19 protein-coding genes are annotated in these 18,790 nt (G+C 41.1%); 15 read left to right on the forward strand and 4 right to left on the reverse strand.

Translation table 11 applies throughout. The features are described from left to right. Nucleotides 1-6: 6 nt before the first annotated feature. Nucleotides 7-678 (reverse strand): MOSC domain-containing protein, encoded by a 672-nt coding sequence (locus CSV68_RS08305; RefSeq protein ID WP_099633666.1) that lies wholly within the window; start codon nt 676-678, stop codon nt 7-9. 298 nt (nt 679-976) lie between these two features. On the opposite strand from CSV68_RS08305, the gene CSV68_RS08310 reads away from it, so the two are divergent. From CSV68_RS08310 to CSV68_RS08335, 6 genes are all read left to right on the forward strand, one after another. After that, nucleotides 977-1,627 carry a helix-turn-helix transcriptional regulator gene (locus tag CSV68_RS08310; RefSeq protein ID WP_099633665.1) on the forward strand — a complete coding sequence of 217 codons (651 nt, stop codon included), beginning with the start codon at nt 977-979 and terminating at the stop codon, nt 1,625-1,627. Nucleotides 1,628-1,639: 12 nt separating this feature from the next. Then, nucleotides 1,640-2,014 carry a Rid family detoxifying hydrolase gene (locus CSV68_RS08315; protein WP_099633664.1) on the forward strand — a complete coding sequence of 125 codons (375 nt, stop codon included), beginning with the start codon at nt 1,640-1,642 and terminating at the stop codon, nt 2,012-2,014. A 32-nt stretch (nt 2,015-2,046) separates the two neighbouring features. Beyond that, nucleotides 2,047-3,261, forward strand: a complete 1,215-nt coding sequence (locus CSV68_RS08320) for a threonine synthase (protein WP_099633663.1) — start codon at nt 2,047-2,049, stop codon at nt 3,259-3,261. A gap of 117 nt (nt 3,262-3,378) precedes the next feature. Continuing rightward, on the forward strand, nt 3,379-4,860 hold the full coding sequence (locus tag CSV68_RS08325; protein WP_099633662.1) for an APC family permease: 1,482 nt from the start codon (nt 3,379-3,381) through the stop codon (nt 4,858-4,860). A gap of 36 nt (nt 4,861-4,896) precedes the next feature. Further along, nucleotides 4,897-6,165 carry a histidinol dehydrogenase gene (gene hisD / locus CSV68_RS08330; protein WP_099633661.1) on the forward strand — a complete coding sequence of 423 codons (1,269 nt, stop codon included), beginning with the start codon at nt 4,897-4,899 and terminating at the stop codon, nt 6,163-6,165. A 29-nt stretch (nt 6,166-6,194) separates the two neighbouring features. Then, the gene (locus CSV68_RS08335) at nt 6,195-7,409 is read left to right on the forward strand and encodes a DegT/DnrJ/EryC1/StrS family aminotransferase (protein WP_099633660.1); all 1,215 of its coding nucleotides are present in this window, start codon (nt 6,195-6,197) and stop codon (nt 7,407-7,409) included. A gap of 45 nt (nt 7,410-7,454) precedes the next feature. Here the strand turns inward: CSV68_RS08335 and CSV68_RS08340 are convergent, their stop codons facing one another. After that, nucleotides 7,455-7,787, reverse strand: a complete 333-nt coding sequence (locus tag CSV68_RS08340; RefSeq protein WP_099633659.1) for a DUF5658 family protein — start codon at nt 7,785-7,787, stop codon at nt 7,455-7,457. A 174-nt stretch (nt 7,788-7,961) separates the two neighbouring features. Between CSV68_RS08340 and CSV68_RS08345 the strand changes: the two genes are divergently transcribed. Genes CSV68_RS08345 through CSV68_RS08360 form a run of 4 tightly spaced genes read left to right on the forward strand, consistent with a single transcriptional unit; the run spans nt 7,962 to nt 10,663 of the window. Further along, on the forward strand, nt 7,962-8,324 hold the full coding sequence (locus CSV68_RS08345; RefSeq protein WP_199168425.1) for a GntR family transcriptional regulator: 363 nt from the start codon (nt 7,962-7,964) through the stop codon (nt 8,322-8,324). Next, nucleotides 8,324-9,232 (forward strand): ATP-binding cassette domain-containing protein, encoded by a 909-nt coding sequence (locus CSV68_RS08350; RefSeq protein WP_199168409.1) that lies wholly within the window; start codon nt 8,324-8,326, stop codon nt 9,230-9,232. The genes CSV68_RS08345 and CSV68_RS08350 overlap by 1 nt, the downstream gene beginning before the upstream one ends. After that, on the forward strand, nt 9,204-9,956 hold the full coding sequence (locus CSV68_RS08355; RefSeq protein WP_099633656.1) for a hypothetical protein: 753 nt from the start codon (nt 9,204-9,206) through the stop codon (nt 9,954-9,956). Before CSV68_RS08350 ends, CSV68_RS08355 begins: the two co-directional genes overlap by 29 nt. Further along, complete coding sequence (locus tag CSV68_RS08360; RefSeq protein ID WP_099633655.1) at nt 9,956-10,663, forward strand: hypothetical protein; 708 nt, start codon at nt 9,956-9,958, stop codon at nt 10,661-10,663. The genes CSV68_RS08355 and CSV68_RS08360 overlap by 1 nt, the downstream gene beginning before the upstream one ends. Before the next feature lie 59 nt (nt 10,664-10,722). Here CSV68_RS08360 and CSV68_RS08365 read toward each other — a convergent pair whose 3' ends face one another. Continuing rightward, nucleotides 10,723-11,574 (reverse strand): dimethylarginine dimethylaminohydrolase family protein, encoded by an 852-nt coding sequence (locus CSV68_RS08365; protein WP_369823494.1) that lies wholly within the window; start codon nt 11,572-11,574, stop codon nt 10,723-10,725. Between the two features lie 297 nt (nt 11,575-11,871). Between CSV68_RS08365 and nhaC the strand changes: the two genes are divergently transcribed. Next, on the forward strand, nt 11,872-13,317 hold the full coding sequence (gene nhaC, locus CSV68_RS08370) for a Na+/H+ antiporter NhaC (protein WP_255397617.1): 1,446 nt from the start codon (nt 11,872-11,874) through the stop codon (nt 13,315-13,317). A 41-nt stretch (nt 13,318-13,358) separates the two neighbouring features. Here nhaC and CSV68_RS08375 read toward each other — a convergent pair whose 3' ends face one another. Next, entirely contained in the window at nt 13,359-14,609 is a 1,251-nt protein-coding gene (locus CSV68_RS08375; protein ID WP_099633653.1) for an HTH domain-containing protein, read from the reverse strand. A gap of 88 nt (nt 14,610-14,697) precedes the next feature. Between CSV68_RS08375 and CSV68_RS08380 the strand changes: the two genes are divergently transcribed. The 4 genes from CSV68_RS08380 (at nt 14,698) to mnmH (ending at nt 18,707) form a co-directional block, all read left to right on the forward strand. Further along, nucleotides 14,698-15,810 carry a mandelate racemase/muconate lactonizing enzyme family protein gene (locus CSV68_RS08380; protein WP_099633652.1) on the forward strand — a complete coding sequence of 371 codons (1,113 nt, stop codon included), beginning with the start codon at nt 14,698-14,700 and terminating at the stop codon, nt 15,808-15,810. Further along, nucleotides 15,807-16,463: a GNAT family protein gene (locus CSV68_RS08385; protein ID WP_099633651.1), complete on the forward strand. Its 657-nt coding sequence runs from the start codon at nt 15,807-15,809 to the stop codon at nt 16,461-16,463. The genes CSV68_RS08380 and CSV68_RS08385 overlap by 4 nt, the downstream gene beginning before the upstream one ends. A 141-nt stretch (nt 16,464-16,604) precedes the next feature. Next, complete coding sequence (gene selD / locus CSV68_RS08390) at nt 16,605-17,651, forward strand: selenide, water dikinase SelD (RefSeq protein WP_099633650.1); 1,047 nt, start codon at nt 16,605-16,607, stop codon at nt 17,649-17,651. 21 nt (nt 17,652-17,672) lie between these two features. Beyond that, a complete protein-coding gene (gene mnmH / locus CSV68_RS08395; protein ID WP_099633649.1) occupies nt 17,673-18,707 on the forward strand; it encodes a tRNA 2-selenouridine(34) synthase MnmH in 1,035 nt (344 codons plus the stop codon). Nucleotides 18,708-18,790 lie beyond the last annotated feature (83 nt).

Consider the following 18,790-nt stretch of genomic DNA (forward strand, 5'->3'; position numbering starts at 1 on the left):
CCATTTTTAGATATTCTCGAGCTTATCTAGCCGTTTCGTCAGCATATCCCGCCATTCTTCAGCTAGTGCTTCGACTTCCAATATTCGTTTCAAACCTTTCAAATCTTTAGGACGCTGAAAATACACTTCATTTGCATATAGAATGGAAACTTGCTTTGGATCCTGTTGAAGCAAAGTAATCGGAGAATCTGAACGAACAACTCCTTCTTTAACCACACGGCATAAAAAACCTGTGAATCCGGTGTTGACCATTCCTTTCATCAGACTAGGCAAGCCGGTGCGCTTACTAATAGTGCTGCAAGGTACTCGACCTTGCGCGACTTGAATCACTGCATCTCCTACTGCAAACATATCTCCAATGCATATATCTGTCTCGAGCATTCCGTTTACTGTCAGATTTTCTCCGAACGTGGAAGTCGGTAACGTACAGGAGAACTCTTTTTCCCAGAAGGCATAGTGCTCTCCAGGATAGATACAAACCGCTCGATCAGGACCTCCATGATGCTTTGTGTCCGCAATTCCGTCCCCTTGAAAACCATCTACAGAAAGAAATGTTTCTTCGGCAGACTGTTTACAAATAGCGCTTGAAAATTCTCCGCCATTAGCAGATTGTAATGTGCGTGGCATCCCAATAGAAAGCATTTGCAGTGACGGCTCAATATTCAATAAGAACCCCATCCTTCCATGTAATTATATATTTAGTATACGACATTCAGTCTTTGTCGACTGAGGCAATGAGTAAATACTTTTAGGTCAAAGGAAATAAATGAATTTGACGGTTAGTACAAAAGAACTGTATTTTAGTTAGACTTTTTACATAAAGAGCAGTAGAAACAATGCTTATACAAATATTTTAATTACAAAAATATTGTATGTATTAAAATAATGTTGCAATTGAAATAATTACTGATAATATAAATCTTAAGTTATTTGAATTGAAAGTGAATTTAAACAACTAATGAAATGAGGAGTTTTTATGGATAATGAAAGCGCTTTAATATTTGACCATGCTATTCGTACAGCAAATATTTTGGTGGAGATGTTCGGCGTGAATTGTGAAGTCGCCGTGCATGACTTTAGCAGCCTGGAAAGTTCTTTAATTCATCTGTCGGGGACAGTGACAGGAAGAAGTATAGGTTCGCCAATAACGGACTTAGTTCTGGAACAGCTACAGAAAAATGTAGTGACCGACTATGCAAACTATAAGACGGTATCGCAAAAAGGTTCAGTGATGAAATCGTCTACAGTTTTCTTGAAGAATCAAAAGGGCGAGGTGTTGGGCGCACTTTGCATCAACTTTGATATTAGCAATATGATGCAAATGGAAGGTGTACTTAAAGACTTCATAACGTTTGAAGAAGATAAGCAACAGAAAGAGAGTTTCCATAAAGATGTACATGAAGTCATTCATTCAATGACGCAACAAGCACTAGACAAGTATTATAAACCTCCTGCTTTATTGGAAACAGATGAAAAAGTCGAAGTGATTCGTGAGCTTGAAGCAAAAGGAGCGTTTTTAATAAAAGGTGCTACTGAATATGCAGCAAGTGTATTAGGTGTTTCCAAATTTACTATATACAACTATTTGCAAAAGGTACGTACTGATGCCAGTTTTAATTCTAAATAGGAGTTGGTTTAATTGTTCAAGAAAATTCACAGTGATCACGTCCCAGCCGCAGTAGGAGCTTATTCTCAAGCAGTTGAGAAGGAAAACATCATTTATGTATCGGGTCAATTACCAATTAATCCTGAAACAAATGAAATGAGTTTAACAGTAGTAGAGCAAGCAGAACAGTCCTTAAAAAACATTGAAGCTATCTTGAAGGCAGCTGATTTGTCATTAGCAAGCGTCGTGAAAAACACAATTTTCATGACATCACTAACAGAAGCAGCTCAAGTCAATGAAGTATACGCAAAGTTCTTTGGAGATAGTAAACCTGCAAGAGCCATGGTCGGTGTAAAAGAATTGCCTAAAGGTGCTCTGATTGAAATTGAATCTATTGCAATTCGTTGAGCATATAAAAACAATTACTAGGAGGAAATAATATGACTTATAGCTACGTATCACACTTACACTGTCCGAAATGTGAAAATACTTATGATGTAGATGTAATCGTTCAACTATGCGAATGTGGAGGGCCTTTATTGGTCGCTTACAAGATGGATGAACTGAAGGAAAGCTTCAAGAAAGAAAAACTTGCAGGTCGCAAACCAGATCTATGGCGCTATCATGAGTTGCTTCCAGTCAAAAATGAAGAGAATGTCGTGACGCTCGGAGAAGGTATGACACCTATGCTACATTTGAAGAAAGCAGGAAAAGATATGGGGATTGCAAATCTCTATATGAAAGATGAAGGAATGATTCCTTCTGGTTCATTCAAGTCTAGAGGAGCCGCAGTAGGTGTTTCCAAAGCAAAAGAATTAGGCATCAAAGAATTAGCTATGCCAACAAACGGAAACGCAGGTGCAGCTTGGTCACTGTATAGTGCACAAGCAGATATTACTGCAACCATAGTTATGCCAATAGACGCACCAGAAATTACACGTAAGGAATGTGTAGCAGCAGGAGCTGATTTGTACCTTGTAAACGGCCTGATTGGTGATGCGGGGAAAATCGTAGGACAGGCAGTAAAAGACTATGATCTATTTGACGCTTCCACATTGAAAGAGCCTTACCGTATTGAAGGAAAGAAAACGATGGGACTAGAAATTGCAGAGCAGTTTGGTTGGAAGGTTCCAGACGTTATTCTGTATCCAACGGGTGGAGGCGTGGGTTTAATTGGTATTTATAAAGCACTTCGAGAACTACAGGAACTTGGCTGGATTTCAGAAGATAAAATGCCTCGCCTTGTAGCGGTGCAGTCAACAGGTTGTGCACCGATTGTTAAAGCGTGGGAAGAAGGTAAGACACATGCAGAACCTTGGGAGAATGCTTCCACTGTAGCATTTGGAATCAACGTTGCAAAAGCGTTAGGTGACTTCCTGATCCTTGATGGCATTAAAGAAACAAATGGCTGTGCTATCGCAATCGATGATGAAACGCTGTTGGCAGAATTGAAATTAGTCGCATCTAGTGAAGGTGCTTTCGTTTGTCCAGAAGGGGCAGCGGCATTCGCAGCAGCTAGAAAACTTCGTAAGGACGGTTGGATCAAAGAGAACGACGAGGTAGTAGTTCTTAACACGGGTGCAGGGATTAAATACCCAGACACAATTGAAGTAGATGCTCCAATTTTGCAAAAAGACGAGAAAATCATTAGATGAAATGAAACTATTCGGTACACGATAGGCTTGGATAAGTTATTGTGTACCACTTAGTAAAAACACAAAATGAAAGCGCTGCCAAAATGTACAAAAGTCTAAAGCACGGGAGTGAGATAGATGGAAAAAAGAACTGAGTTATCTAAAGCATTAAAACCACATTGGGTCGTTGCCATTGCATTTGGTTCTGCGATAGGTTGGGGTGCGTTCGTGCTGCCGACAGATTGGATGGGGCAAGCAGGTCCTATAGGCGTTATTTTGGGTATACTAATTGGCGCATTATTGGTAATGGTGATAGCTGTAAGTTATGGATACATGGTAGAGAAGTTCCCTGTTTCAGGAGGAGAATTTGTCTTTACATATCTTGGATTTGGCAGGATTCATGCATATATATGCGGATGGTTTGTAACATTATCGTATGTTACTTCAGTTGCACTGAATGCTTCGGCAATCATAGTATTATTTAAGTTTTTGTATCCGCAAGTTGTTGAGATCGGATATATGTATACGATTGCAGGATGGGATGTATATATCAGCCAAATTGTTATAGCTACAGCTGCTCTTGTTATCTTTGGTATTGCTAATATCAGAGGAATCAGCTTGACGGGAAGAATGCAATTTATATTCAGTGCGGTTCTATTTATCTTAGCTATTACAATTGGTGCAGGAATGACATTTCATCCAGATACTGCATTTGCTAACTTGCGTCCGGCATTTAATATGGAGATTGGTGGTTTATCTTCTATTTTAGTAATTGTTGCTACTGCACCGTTTCTATATTCAGGATTTAACAATATTGCGCAATCCTCAGAGGAGTTCAACTTTTCGTCAAAGCGCGCTTTTAAATTGATGATACTGGCTTTAGGTGCTGGAGGTATTGTCTATTCTGTCATGGTTTATGCAACAGCGATGGCAACTCCTTGGCAAGGACTTGTAGCAGGAACACCTGCATGGGGAACGGGGAACGTAGTAAAAAGCTTATTTGGTAACCTAGGAATGACAATTTTGACAGTTGCTTTATGCATGGGGATCTTTACAGGAATAAATGGTTTCTTAGTTTCTTCCAGCCGAATGCTTCTGGCTATGGGGCGTGCACGTATTTTACCTCAGGCCTTTACAAAGATTCATCCAAAGTATCGTACACCATATGTCGGGATTATTACAGCGGTCGTTGTTTGCTTTATAACTCCTTGGTTCGGTAGACCGGCATTATTATGGATAGTCGACATGACAGCCACAGGCGTCGCTATTGCCTATTTATATACCTGTGCATCAGCGTATAGGTTTTTTGACTGGAAAGTAAGTGCATTCCGAAAGATCATTTCGCTATCTGGTGCAGTAATTAGTTTAATATTCTTGGGATTATTATTTATCCCGGGCTCTCCAGCACTTTTAGCCATGCCTTCTTTGATTGCGATGATCGTATGGATCTTGATTGGTGCCGTGTTCTATATGTTAAACGGTAAGCAGTATAATGCAATTCCAAAAGAAGAGTTGGATGTATTTATATTAGGGGAAGAACTATCAAAAACATTAACTAATGATAATTTTCGACATAGAAATGCAGAAGAAGTGCAAGGACAAACGAGTACACAAGTATAAAATATACATTTTAAAGAAGATTAGGAGTGTGGCGAGATGGCAGAGTATATTAAAAAGAGTTTAAACAAGCTGGAAGAGGATACTGGTGGTATTGCCGAAATCGTAAAAGGCAGCCTAAAAGAAATCCGTACTCGAGGTGAAGTTGCGGTACGTGAATTGTCCCGTAAATTTGATAATTGGGATCCACAAAGTTTCCGCGTTACACAGGAAGAAATCGAAAAAGCCATAAAAATGGTACCTGAAACCGTAAAATATGACACTCAATATTGCCAAACGCAAGTACGTGCATTTGCGGAAGCTCAGCTGGCAACTCTATCTGAGTTTGAAAAGGAGATGCAACCAGGTGTGATTCTTGGGCAAAAACTAATTCCAATTTCCAATGTAGGGGCTTATGTTCCGGGGGGACGCTATCCAATTGTCTCTTCTGTTCAAATGAGTGTGATTCCTCCGAAAGTAGCTGGAGTAGAACGTGTAATAGCTTGTTCACCTACTATGAAAAATGGAGAAGGTATTCATCCAGGTGTCTTGTATGCAATGCATTTAGCGGGAGCAGATGAAATCTATTCGCTTGGTGGTATTCAAGCAATTGGAACAATGGCGTACGGAATTGAAGATGTCAAGCCAGTAGATTTCATTGTAGGACCGGGTAATGCATTTGTAGCGGAAGCTAAGCGTCAAGTATTCGGAAGAGTTGGGATCGATCAGATTGCAGGACCGAGTGAAAACTTGATTATTGCAGACGAAACAGCAGATCCAGTTCTAGTTGCTGCCGATGTATGGGGACAGTGCGAGCATGACTATCGTGCGGTAACAATTTTAATCACGACTTCCCGTAAATTAGCTGAAGATGTACAAGAGGAAATGCGGAAACAAATTGCTGTTCTGGATACAGCAGAAGTAGCATTGGCTTCTTGGGAACAAAATGGTGAAATTATTTTAGTAGCAGATAAGGAAGAGGCAGTTAAGGTAGCAGATGAATATGCAATCGAGCATGTACAAATACAGACTGCAGATTTGGATTTCTATTTGAAGAACTTAAAAAACTACGGCTCTTTGTTCCTGGGTGAAGAGACAACGGTTACTTATGGAGATAAAGGAATTGGAACGAATCATATCCTTCCTACTGAACAGGCAGCGCGTTACACTGGTGGTCTATGGGTAGGGAAGTTCCTCAAGACCGTCACGTATCAAAAGTGTACACCGGAAGCGAGCAAAAAAATTGCTCCCATTATAGCAGGACAATGTCGTTATGAAGGAATGGTCGGACACGCTGTAACAGCAGAAGTACGTTTAAAAAAGTTTTGATAGGTTGAATGAAATTGGGAGGGTACGCGATGAGTGAACAATCAAAAGAAGTACTGATGTTCAAAAAAACATTTACCCGTCAGGAGCCAATCCCCCCTGAGGGGATTAAGCGGGCGACAGAACTTATGCTGACAGGAAAGCTTCATCGCTATAATACAGAGGGAGATGAAGTTGCTGAAACGAGCATATTAGAACAAGAATTTGCGGATTATATCGGTACTTCTTACTGTGCTACATTCAACTCGTGCGGTAGCTCCATCTATGTAGCACTAAAGAGTGTCGGTGTGCAACCTGGAGATAAAGTGCTGTGTAATGCATTTACATTAGCTCCCGTACCTGGGGCTATTAAAAATGCAGAAGCGCAGCCGGTATTTGTAGAAATCACTGAAGACTATTTGATAGATTTAGATGATCTGGAACAAAAAGCAGAAGCGTCAGGAGCATCCTATTTACTGTTATCACATATGAGAGGTCATATTGTCGATATGGATTGTGTTGTGGAGATTTGCGAGCGTTATAATATAACGTTAATTGAGGATTGTGCTCACACGATGGGTGCAAAGTGGAACAGCAAACACACCGGAAGTTTCGGTGCGGCTGGATGTTTCTCCACTCAGACATATAAGCACCTCAATTCGGGCGAAGGTGGTTTGCTCGTTACGGACGATGAGGACGTTGCCGCAAAGGCTATTCTATATTCAGGATCATATATGTTGTATGAAAAACATAAGGCCAGACCATCAATGGAAGTATTTGAACGTTATAAAAAGGTAATACCGAATTTCAGTCTGCGTATGTCCAATTTAGTGGCGGTTTTAATACGTTCACAACTACCTCAACTTGATAAGCAAGGAAAGCGATGGAATGAACGATATCATGCAATAGAAGAGATATTACGTGGGGCGCTACATATATATATCCCGATTCGTGTAGAAAAAGAGCAATATATTGCATCTTCGTTCCAATTTACATTACTCGATGCGACAAAGGAACAGATGGAGCAATTCATTGATACGTGTGCGGAGCGTGGAGTCGAAATTAAGTGGTTCGGTAATTTTGAGCCAAAAGGATTTACAAGTCGACATGAAAGCTGGCAGTACTTATCTGAAGGTGGAGATCTACTAACCACTGCGAAAATTCTGGATTTCCTTTGCGACTTCCGATTGCCACTCACATTTACAGTGGAGGATTGCCAGGTGATTGCGGAAATTATAAAACAAGTTGCTCGGGAAGTTGTGCAATGATCCAAAAAAGACTATCGGATCCGATAGTCTTTTTTGTATGTAAACTTATATTGATGATATAACTAACCAAAAGATATGAACGAAAAGTACTGCTATATAAAGAAATAATGCAGTAGTCATAGTAATCCGTACCCAGAATCCTAATTTACTGATCGTCACGATATATAAAAGTATCAAAGGTAATCCTAGTTTCACTACATAAAACAAAGGAATACTTTGTTCATATAAAAACGACACGAGCAGATTGGCTTCTTCTATAAGACCAAACCGTAAACCATAATCTGTGAAAACGGCATCTAATAAACATAAGCAAACTAATAGAAAGCCCGCATTGATTAATCTATTTTGCTGAATGGGAAAGTCCTTTACTGTATTCATTTCATCCGCTCCTTACATACAGTGTAAATACCTAGGATGTGTAGTAAGTGATCATTTTATTCATCGCTTTACGACATATTTTTTCTGCACTTGCAGTATAATATAAAAACATGTATAGTGCATTACAACAGTAATGCACTGGGTTACATTAAGGTGGTGAAGTTCTTGCTTGAGATGGATGGAGAAAAGCCGATTTATATACAAATTGCAGAGTGGTTAGAGACGGAAATTATTGAAGGTACGTTACAAGCAGACGATAAAGTGTACTCACAGTATCAACTGGCAGATCTTTTCAATATCAATCCTGCAACTGCGGGGAAGGGGCTGACGATTTTGCTGGATGCGGAACTTATTTACAAGAAACGGGGCCTTGGCACGTTTGTATCTGCTGATGCACGTGAGAAACTGCTGACGAAACGTAAAGGCGGTAGGTTAAGTCGTCTGGTGCAGGAGCTGCTTAATGAAGCTGCATTGCTTGGCCTTCAAGAGGAACAGCTCATTGAATTAATTCGAGCAGAGCGAAAGGAGAGGTCATAATGCCAGCAATTACTTTGAAAAACGTGACGAAAAGCTATCGTTCCATTACAGTACTGAATCAGTTAAATTTAGAAATCCGTGAGAATGTCATTACGGGATTGGTAGGACGTAATGGTGTGGGGAAAACAACACTTATGAAGATGGTTGCGGGATTCATAAAAGAGTCGGATGGAGAGCTTCGTGTGTTGGGTGAGCGTCCCTTCAACAGTCTTAAGGTTTCTGCCAACATGATTTTCATAGACGATATGATGGGCTTTCCGGATGCACTCACACTGGGCGATTTATTGACGGAATGTGATCGCTTCTATGAAAATTGGGATCAGGACCTAGCTATGCGTCTGCTCAAGTATTTCAAATTACCGCTGTCGCTGAACCATCGTGTTCTATCAAAAGGCAAACGCAGTACATTCAATGCTGTTGTCGGCATTGCCACACGTTGCCCACTAACCATGTTTGATGAGCCGATTACGGGAATGGATGCTGGAGCGCGTAGGGACTTCTACCGAGCGCTGCTGAAAGATTATCTAGCGCATCCACGAACCATTCTTTTATCAAGTCACCATATGGAGGAAATGGAGGACTTACTGGAGGATATCTTATTGATCGATGGAAAAGATAGTGCATTTCATGGTTCAATAACTGAACTTCAAGAGAAATTTATTTCGTTACAAGGTAAAGAAAATGTATTGAAACAATATGCTAATCGATATGCCGTCATTCATAAGTCTTCTGCTGGTCCATTAACAGAATGGATTGTCGACAATGACCATACAAACTTAGAGCTAACTGAATTAAAGCAAGCAGGAATACGCGTGTCAGCGGTTTCAGCAAGTGAGGCATATCTTGCAATGACAGGTCAGACGAGAGGAGGAGTAGATGATGTATTCGACGCAATGGAGCGTGAATGAACTTGCAAAACGACAGTTTTTTCTTAAATTGAACGCCAATGGGGCGATTTTCACCATGTTGATTGTACTGCAAATTATCGCAACTGTATTTATAAGCGGGGCAGTTACAACTACCTCCATGAATGATTGGGGGGAGCCTATTTCCTTCAATTTCACTTCCATATCGAACGACGCACAGCTAGGGCTGACACTATTCTGGGCATTCATTGTCGGCTTCTTGTTGACATCTGCCGCGCAACGGAATGAATCCTTTTCGTTTGTAACGAATCGTTTGACGTTTCAATTGGCTAATTTCTACTTCTTTTGTACGGCTGCATTGCTCGGTGGGGTGACGACTGTTTTACTTGGTTCAGTGATGAAGATTATCGCGATGTTTAGAGATAATATGATTATTGAAACAGCTGGTTTATTATCTTCACCACTTGATTTCTTGTCACGTATTTTTGTGATGATGGCTTATACGCTGTTGCTCATGCTAATTGGTTATACACTGGGTTCACTTATCCAATGGAGCAAACTGTTCATCGCGCTGTTTGGAGTGATTTGGTATGCATTTACGCAGAGCACATTCGCTGTAGCAGACAATGAGAATAGTGGATTATTGTATTTCTACTATGGAGAAACATCGATTCTACTATTCACGTTGAAGATAGTAGCAACAATTGCTGTTCTGTTTGCTATCAGCTTCTTCGTCACAAATCGCTTGGAGGTGAGGAACCCTTGATGTTTATTACTATTCTGGTTCCAGTCGTTCTGCTTCTTGGGTTGCTGACAATTATTATGGTGACAAAGAATATGGGGCGTGTACGCATAAAAAAATCATTTCATTGGAAGCTGATCACAGGGTACCTTGTGTTACTGTTAATTGGACTTGTCGTAGCGGAAGCGATGGAACAACGAATAGAGGGCGTAAATCCCCCTGAAGTAGGGGCAAATGAAGTCGGATTTGATCTATATAATGCAATTGTAGAAGAGTTACCAATTCCTAAAAACCTAGTATTGGCAAAGCGGTCACATGAGGTAGAAGGGAAATTCACGATCTCTTCTTTCCCAGGTGCATATATTCTGATAAAGCGCACACCTGAAATTAGTGGAACAATAGAAGAAACGGTCTATTCCCCTGAATTGATGACGATGTTTAATGGTGAAGACAGTATGTATTACGATTTATCCGATCAACTCAAAATTAATCTGCCTGTTTGGAATAGCAATTCCATGTCTGTTCCAAAGCAACCAGAAAACCGTCTAGAGTATACGTTTTACCATGATTCAAACATATTGAATCAGTTTACCGGTGAAAAGACGCACGGGAATTCCTCTGGGAGTGTATCAGGAGTCATGACGATTCACTTGTTAATTCCTGATACAATTGAGCTCGATATACCCGATCTGGATCATGAGCAAAATTACTATATAGATATACTCGAATAAAAAAGACCGAAGCGCAATCACCACAACAAAACGTGTGGGATTGGCTTCGGTCTTTCACTTTAACCGCGTTCAACAGGCATCGAACAACATCTGAAAGAACCGCCTGATTTAATGATTTCAGAGAAGTCGACTTCTATGACCTCAAATCCATTTGCGCGTAAGTTTTTATTTACTTGTTTGTTTTGTGGCAAACTGAATACTTTATTGTTACCGATTGAAAGTACATTCGTACCTAGCGAAAACTGTTCATCTTCCGCTACTTCAATCAATTGATACGAGTCAGCAAGTAAGTGGAGTGTTTCCTGATCAAACGCTGCTGGAAAAACTAGCGCTTTTTCGGAAGAAAGGATATTGAACACGCAGTCTAGATGCAAGTATCGTCCGTCAAATGGAATTCGCTTTAGCTGATGGTCGGGAAGCTTTACTTCCAGCTTGTTGACCGCTTCCTCGGACGTACGACTACTGATGCCGATGTAGATAGTATCACGGTCGACAATAATGTCGCCGCCTTCCATTCGATCCGTGGCGGACTGATAAGGAATGTCTTGCGCACTCAGCCATTCTTTTAGCGTGATTTCTTCACCTTTTCGTATATTTGCAGCCAAGTCAGCGATAAATACTTCATTGCCAATCGTAAAGCCGATATCTCGTGTAAAGACTTGTTCAGGATATTTTTCAGAAGTAGGAAGGGTGATCACTTCCACTCCGTTTTCCTTCAATAATTTTTCGAATTCTGCGTGCTGACTCATCGCACGTTGTATATCAATGTTTTCATCTTCATACTTTTTTTGCACTTCGTTAATGACCTCGTCAATTGCCATGAATTCCGGCTGGCATAGGATGACTCGGCGCAGAGTATCATATTCTGTTACACATTTTATCGTATTTGCATTTTGGCTGTTAGCTATCAATGGATAGTACGCCTCCCATTTCATGAAAGTACTTTGTATTATTCCCGTTACCCATTTTTATAAACTTCTTTGATCCTTTGATTCCACTGTTTTAGAATGTTGTTAATCCATTGTGATAGTAAAATTTAAATACGCACAGGAAGATTTTCTCTTAATGGCTGACATCCAAATTGAAAAACAGAAATAGTAAACGCTTTCATATTTTCATTGACAAACAATTTAGAAAACGTTTAAAATAGATTAAACGACTATATAACGACGTGTTTTAATAGGCTGAATTTGAATGGGGGTTGCGTAGTGGATCAGAGGCAAAAAAGAGAAATAGGGTTCTGGTGGTCGATCCTGCCGTTAGTATTAATGATTCTAGTTATGATTATAACTGTAGTAAAGCTTAAAGAGGGACCGCATATGCCACTAATCGTAGGAACTGCCATTGCTTCACTCGTAGCCTGGCGCCATGGATTCTCTTGGAAAGAAATTGAGGAAATGATGTACAAAGGAATTCGTTTAGCTCTTCCAGCAGTCATTATTATTATGCTTGTCGGCTTGGTGATTGGCTCGTGGATGGGTGGGGGAATAGTTGCGACAATGATTTTCTACGGATTGAAGATCATTACACCTTCTTGGTTCCTGGTAGCCATTACACTAATTTGTGCAATTGTTTCATTGGCAATAGGTAGCTCATGGTCGACAATGGCTACGATTGGTGTAGCCGGTATGGGTATTGGACTCAGTATGGGAATCCCTGCTGGTATGGTAGCAGGTGCTGTCATTTCTGGCGCATACTTTGGAGATAAGATGTCACCGTTATCAGATACAACCAATTTAGCTGCAGGACTTACTGGAACAGATTTATTCGATCATATTAAGCATATGCTGTATACGACGATTCCTGGATTACTAATTGCTCTTAGTGTGTTTACATTCCTCGGAAGAAGATTTGGTTCAGGTGAAGCAGAATTAACATCAATTGCAAACACATCTCAGGTCATGCAAGATAGCTTCGTTATATCACCCTGGTTATTGCTTGTTCCTTTGGCTGTCATCGTGATGGTAGCAATGAAGATTCCCGCGGTGCCGGCACTGATTATCGGAATCGTCCTAGGTTTCTTATCTCATGTAACGCTTCAGTCTGGGACGTTTGCGGATGCGCTAGGTGCTCTGCAGAGTGGTTTTGCGATTGAAACAGGTAACCAGCTAGTTGATAAACTTTTTAATGGTGGCGGCCTAGATAGTATGATGTATACCGTCTCTATGACTATTGTGGCCATGACCTTTGGTGGTATTCTTGAGTATTCAGGTATGTTACGGGCAATTATGAAGCAATTGCTGAAAGTTGTGAAGTCCACGTCTACATTAATTATTTCAACGATTGGTGCGTGTGTCATGACCAATGCAACTTGTTCTGAACAATACGTTTCCATTGTTGTACCTTCCAGAATGTTCAGTAAAACTTATAAAGATATGGGATTGAGCTCGAAGAATCTTTCGCGTGCACTAGAAGATGGTGGAACACTTACATCTGTATTTATTCCATGGAATACATGTGGTGTGTTTATATTCGGTACGCTCGGTGTCAGTGTAGTAGAATACGGCCCATACGCTATTCTGAATTTCGCTGTTCCACTCATCTCAATTATCTATGCTCTAACCGGATTTTCTATTGTCAAAATGACGTCTGAAGAAATTGTGGAAATGAATGAGCAGGAAGCGAAGTTGGAACTTGAGGCACAACTCGAATAACTTTAATAGGCAAGGCCGTGATATGTAACGGCCTTGCCTTTTTAGTTGATAGCAATCTTCAATTTGTATAATGCGCGTGGTCTGCCTTGGCTGTAGGTCATTTCTTCGCCAACCGTATCGATATATTGTTGATCCATAAGCTTTTTAATTGTACGTTCAGCAGTTCTTCTGGAAACGGCTAAATATCCTGCTAAATCATTAGCGGTGAACGGCGTAGATTGCCTGAATTGATCAAACTGCTTAAGTTTGGAAATGACCGCCGGGCTCAATGTCGTCCTTTCGCTGATCTTAAGCAAATCAGGGTCGTCCAACCTCATCGCAACTGACGGTTTTGTAGCTGGCAAAGGACCGTGTAGCTTCTTATGTTCATCTAGCATAAAGATTCCTTTGTGGATTTCTTGCTTGCCGAGTTGCAGTGCACTCATCGCATTGTCACTAGCTTCTATCATTGTTTGTCCTAATCCAAAAGATAAAGTGGATACTGGGTGAAGCGATTCACAGAACTGGACGAAGGCCTTTAAGGCTAAAACAAATTCGATGGTGCCTAGAGTAGTGTAGAAAAAGAAGTTGTCCTCTTTTTCTTTCCATTGAGCCTGTAAGTAGTTCGCTAGTGTTTCTATAGTTTCCTGTGGAAGTTCCTCAGGTTGATGAACTTGCAGTACGCCTACAGCAATTTTAGTCGCTTCACTCCTTGCAAAATCTGCTTGTTGAACGGCGTGTTCCATCGCGCGTAAAATATTGCTTGCAGGATCCAGCATCCGGAATGCTGGAATGCCCGCCGCTTGTAATTGATCGTATACGGCATGCACACTGGTCAATGCCATTTTAGACATCCCGTTTCTGAAATGTTCTAAATGAAAGTTTACAACGGCTTGTAAATCACTGTTGGATTGCAGTTCATGTATAGCAGGCTTCTGCATGGAAGAGAGAGGATCAAGATCTTGCAGGATTTGTTCGATATGTGTTCTTTCTTTAATATCTATAGAAATATCATGAATTGCCATATTCTTTTCTGAAGCAAGGTATAATAAAGTGATCGCTATTGTATGTTCATTTTGCTGAATATAAAATGCCGGAATCGAGATCGTTTGAAGAATTTTCTCGGACGCTTCGTAAGGTAAGGACCCAGAGAATAATATGGCGTGACAGGGTTTCAGTACCTCTAGTAGACGAGGGGCTTCGGACGGGCTGTCATATTGATAATAATCAATGCACATATTGTGGGGCAACACTATACTCTCTGCTTGCCGACAAAATTCTTGTGAGCCGACCAATGCAATGGTAACCTTCATAATGGGATCTCCTCTTTTCATTAGCGACTATTTAACGACAATCATACAATACGAATGAAAAGCTGCCAATAGGAAAGGAAGAAAAATAATGAAAATAACTGAAATTGAAATTTTTGCGATTAGATTACCACTTTATGAACCATTTGTAATCAGCTATGCATCCTATGATGATATGCCTTCTATTATTGTAAAACTAACAACGGACACAGGTTATGTGGGTTATGGTGAAGCGGTAGCAGACGACCATGTCACAGGGGAAAGTTGGGAAGGTACATTTGCTGTACTTCGTCATACACTTGCTCCTGCTTTACTTGGAGAAAACCCAAGTCGCTTTGGGAAAATTCATGAAGTGATGGATCAAGCAATTTACGGTGTGCCTACAGCGAAAGCTGCGCTAGACATGGCTTGCTTTGACGCAGTAGGGAAGGCATATGGTATCCCTGCCTATAATTTGCTTGGTGGACGTTATCATGAGAAATTTCCGATTACACATGTGCTAAGTATCGCTTCACCTGAACATATGGCACAAGAGGCTGCTGATCGTGTGGCAGCTGGCTATCGTTCGTTAAAGATGAAAGTCGGTACTAACGTAGCCGTAGACGTCAAGCGAATTCAGGCGGTACGCGAGCGTGTTGGCAAAGATATCGCAATCCGAGTAGATGTTAACCAAGGTTGGATCAACAGTGCGACAACATTGCAGGCAATGAAACAATTGGAGAGTTGTGAACTAGATTGGCTCGAGCAACCAGTTAAAGCGGACGATATCGATGCAATGGTAGAAATCAAATCGAAAATCGCGACGCCTCTAATGGCAGATGAAGGATTGCGTGGAGTACGCGAGATGCGTGAAATTATCGCAAAGCGTGCAGCGGATAAAGTGAACATCAAGCTTATGAAATGCGGTGGTATGTATCCTGCAATGAAGCTTGCACATATGGCGGAGATGGCAGGTATCGAATGTCAGGTTGGATCCATGGTGGAGTCGTCTATTGGATCTGCAGCGGGCTTCCATGTAGCATTCTCACAAAAAGCAATGACAAGTGTAGAATTGACCGGTCCGTTGAAATTCAGTAAAGACGTCGGCAATCTGCACTATGATGTACCGTTTATTGAACTCAATGAAAAGCCTGGACTTGGTATTGACGTAGATGAGCAAGCGCTAGAAGAATTGACGGTGCGTAAAGAAAAGGTGACATTATGACGTTACAAGCATCACTTTCACTTTTAACGGAAGATCAGCTGCCGGAAGTTCTAGCTTTACAACAACGGATCATTGCAGTTCTTGAGCAACCTGATTTTCTTCAACCGTTAACGGAAGAAGAATTTGTGTATATTCTACGCGGCAATGGCATGATGGCAGGGGCTTTTGTCGATAATCATCTTATCGCGTTCCGTGCTATGTTGGATCCTGGTGAAGATGAAGAACATTTAGGAATTGACGCTGGAGTATCACTAAACGAATTATCTAGCGTGCTGTATTCGGAGATTTCGGGTGTGGATCCGGACTATAGAGGACATGGACTGCAAACGATACTCGGGAAGTGGCTAATGGAACATGTTGAGAGAGATCGCTATCGTTATATTTGTACAACCGTTGCGCCCTTTAATATTCCAAGTTTGAAAGATAAGTTTGCACTGGGTTTACGTATTAAAGAACTCAAAATGAAATACGGCAATAAACTGCGCTATATTTTATTCAAGGATCTGCAAGAGCCTTCCCGTGGAACGACGTCAGAACAGCAATTTGTTCTAATGGAGAATACTGAACAGCAGCAAAATTTGCTGAATGAAGGTTGGATTGGGGAATATATCGAGAAAAAGGACGATCGTTGGTATGTACTATACGTAAAATAATACATTTATAACAGCTAAGACTACGCCTTAAAGCGTAGTCTTTTTTTCATTAACCATAAGAATCTCAAGTGCCCAACAGATCTAGAATGCAAACTCTATGGTAAAATTGAGGGACTACAAATTGAAAGGTTGATATCTGTAATGCGAAATTCTTCTGTAAAACTTACTTCATTATCTTCAAAAGGAGGATGCGGTTGTAAAATAGGGCCGGCTGATTTAGCTGAAGTTCTACGAACATTGCCTCCTGGTCTCGCGGATCCTAATTTACTTGTCGGATTGGATACAGGCGACGACGCAGGTGTATATAAGATAAATGATACGACTGCTATCGTGCAGACACTAGATTTCTTCACACCCATTGTCAATGATCCGTATGATTTTGGACAAGTGGCAGCGGCGAATGCGATCAGTGATGTCTATGCAATGGGCGGTAAACCAATTACAGCGTTGAACATCGTCGCATTCCCGATCCATACACTTGACCGCAGTATCTTGACAGAGATCTTGCGCGGGGCTGCTGATAAATTGAAAGAAGCGGGTGCAGTTCTTGTCGGTGGCCACTCCATTGATGATCAGGAACCAAAGTTCGGTATGCAAGTAACTGGAACGGTACATCCTGACAAGATTCGTACAAATGCAGGTGCGAAACCAGGCGATCGCTTGATTCTGACAAAACCGATTGGTGTAGGTATCATGACCACTTCACTGAAAAATGGATTATTGTCTGAAGAAGAAGAAATTCATGTGACAAAGGTGATGACAACACTCAATAAAACAGCGGCTGAAGTGATGGATGATTACAGCATTCATGCATCAACAGACGTAACGGGCTTCGGTTTACTTGGACATGCTTCTGAAATGGCAACAGGTAGTGGCGTATGCTTGCGAATTGATAATGAGAAAGTTCCTGTATTACCACGTACAAGAGAACTAGCAGAAGCTGGTTCGGTTCCAGGCGGTACGAAAAACAATTTTGCACATATAGAAGATATGGTCGAATATCCAGAATCATTGGATCAAATCGGCAGATGGATTTTATGTGACGCAGTTACTTCTGGTGGATTGCTAGTAGCAGTTGCTGGAGATGAAGCAGATCGTTTGCATGCACAGTTACGTGAAGCTGGAGTCGATGCGCATATTATTGGAGAAGTAACCGACGAACATACCGGTCGAATTATCGTGCAGTAAATCAAGGAGATGGAAAATAACATGGTACGAGATATTACATTGACGGACGCACTCGAATTACAGAAAAACCATTCACATACATTAGTCGATGTACGCTCTCCGAAAGAGTTTGAAGAAGCAACTATTCCGGGCAGTATTAACATTCCGATTTTCACGAATGAAGAACGCGCGGAAGTAGGTACGCTTTATAAGCAAGTAGGAAAACAAGCCGCTATGGATCATGGTCTAGCCATTTTCTCTAAAAAACTACCCGATTTCATAGCAGAATTCAGAAAAATTGACACCCAAGTTACTGTGTTTTGCTGGCGTGGCGGTATGCGAAGCAAAACAGCAATGACTGTACTGGAATTGATGGGAATTCGCTCAAGCCGAATCAGTGGCGGTATTCATACATATCGCCAGTGGGTTATTGCGAAACTGCAAGAGCCAATTAAACCTAAATTTCTTGTACTAAACGGCTATACAGGAAGCGGCAAGACGAAGATTCTTCACAAGCTGATGGAAGACGGCTGTCCGGTCATCGATCTAGAAGGTATGGCAGGACATCGAGGTTCCATATTCGGACAAATCGGTGTACAGCCGAACAACCAGAAGAAATTCGAATTGCTAATTGCGGATAAACTGGAAAAGTATGAAAACGAACCATATATCTTCATAGAAGGCGAAAGCAAACGCATAGGGCAAGTACATATGCCGGAACTACTGTTTGAGAAAAAAGGACAGAGTCCGCAGTGGATTGTTAGACTACCGATCAAAGTGCGGGTCGAAGAAATTCTTTCCGAGTACGAACCGGAAAAACAACCAGAACTGTTTCTGGAAGCATTCTCAAGAATTCGCAAACGCATTCACCAACCCATTGCAGCACAAATCCAGGAAGACCTAGAAAATGGACGTTTCGCAGAAGCTGTAGAACAGTTATTGACTCACTACTACGATCCGCAGTACGAACACTCAGTAGCCCGCTTCGCTACAATTAGCCAAGACGTCATCGAGGCTGAAACTGTACAAGAAGCGTATGAAGAATGTTTGAAACGGTATAAAGAGCTAATGAAATAAGCGAAGTTAGACTATCCTATTGGGTAGTCTTTTTTTGTGAACATAAATAAGTCGAATGTAGTCCGCCAGCGTCGATCAAAAAT

This window comes from Sporosarcina sp. P29 (assembly GCF_002743265.1).
Lineage (GTDB): Bacteria > Bacillota > Bacilli > Bacillales_A > Planococcaceae > Sporosarcina.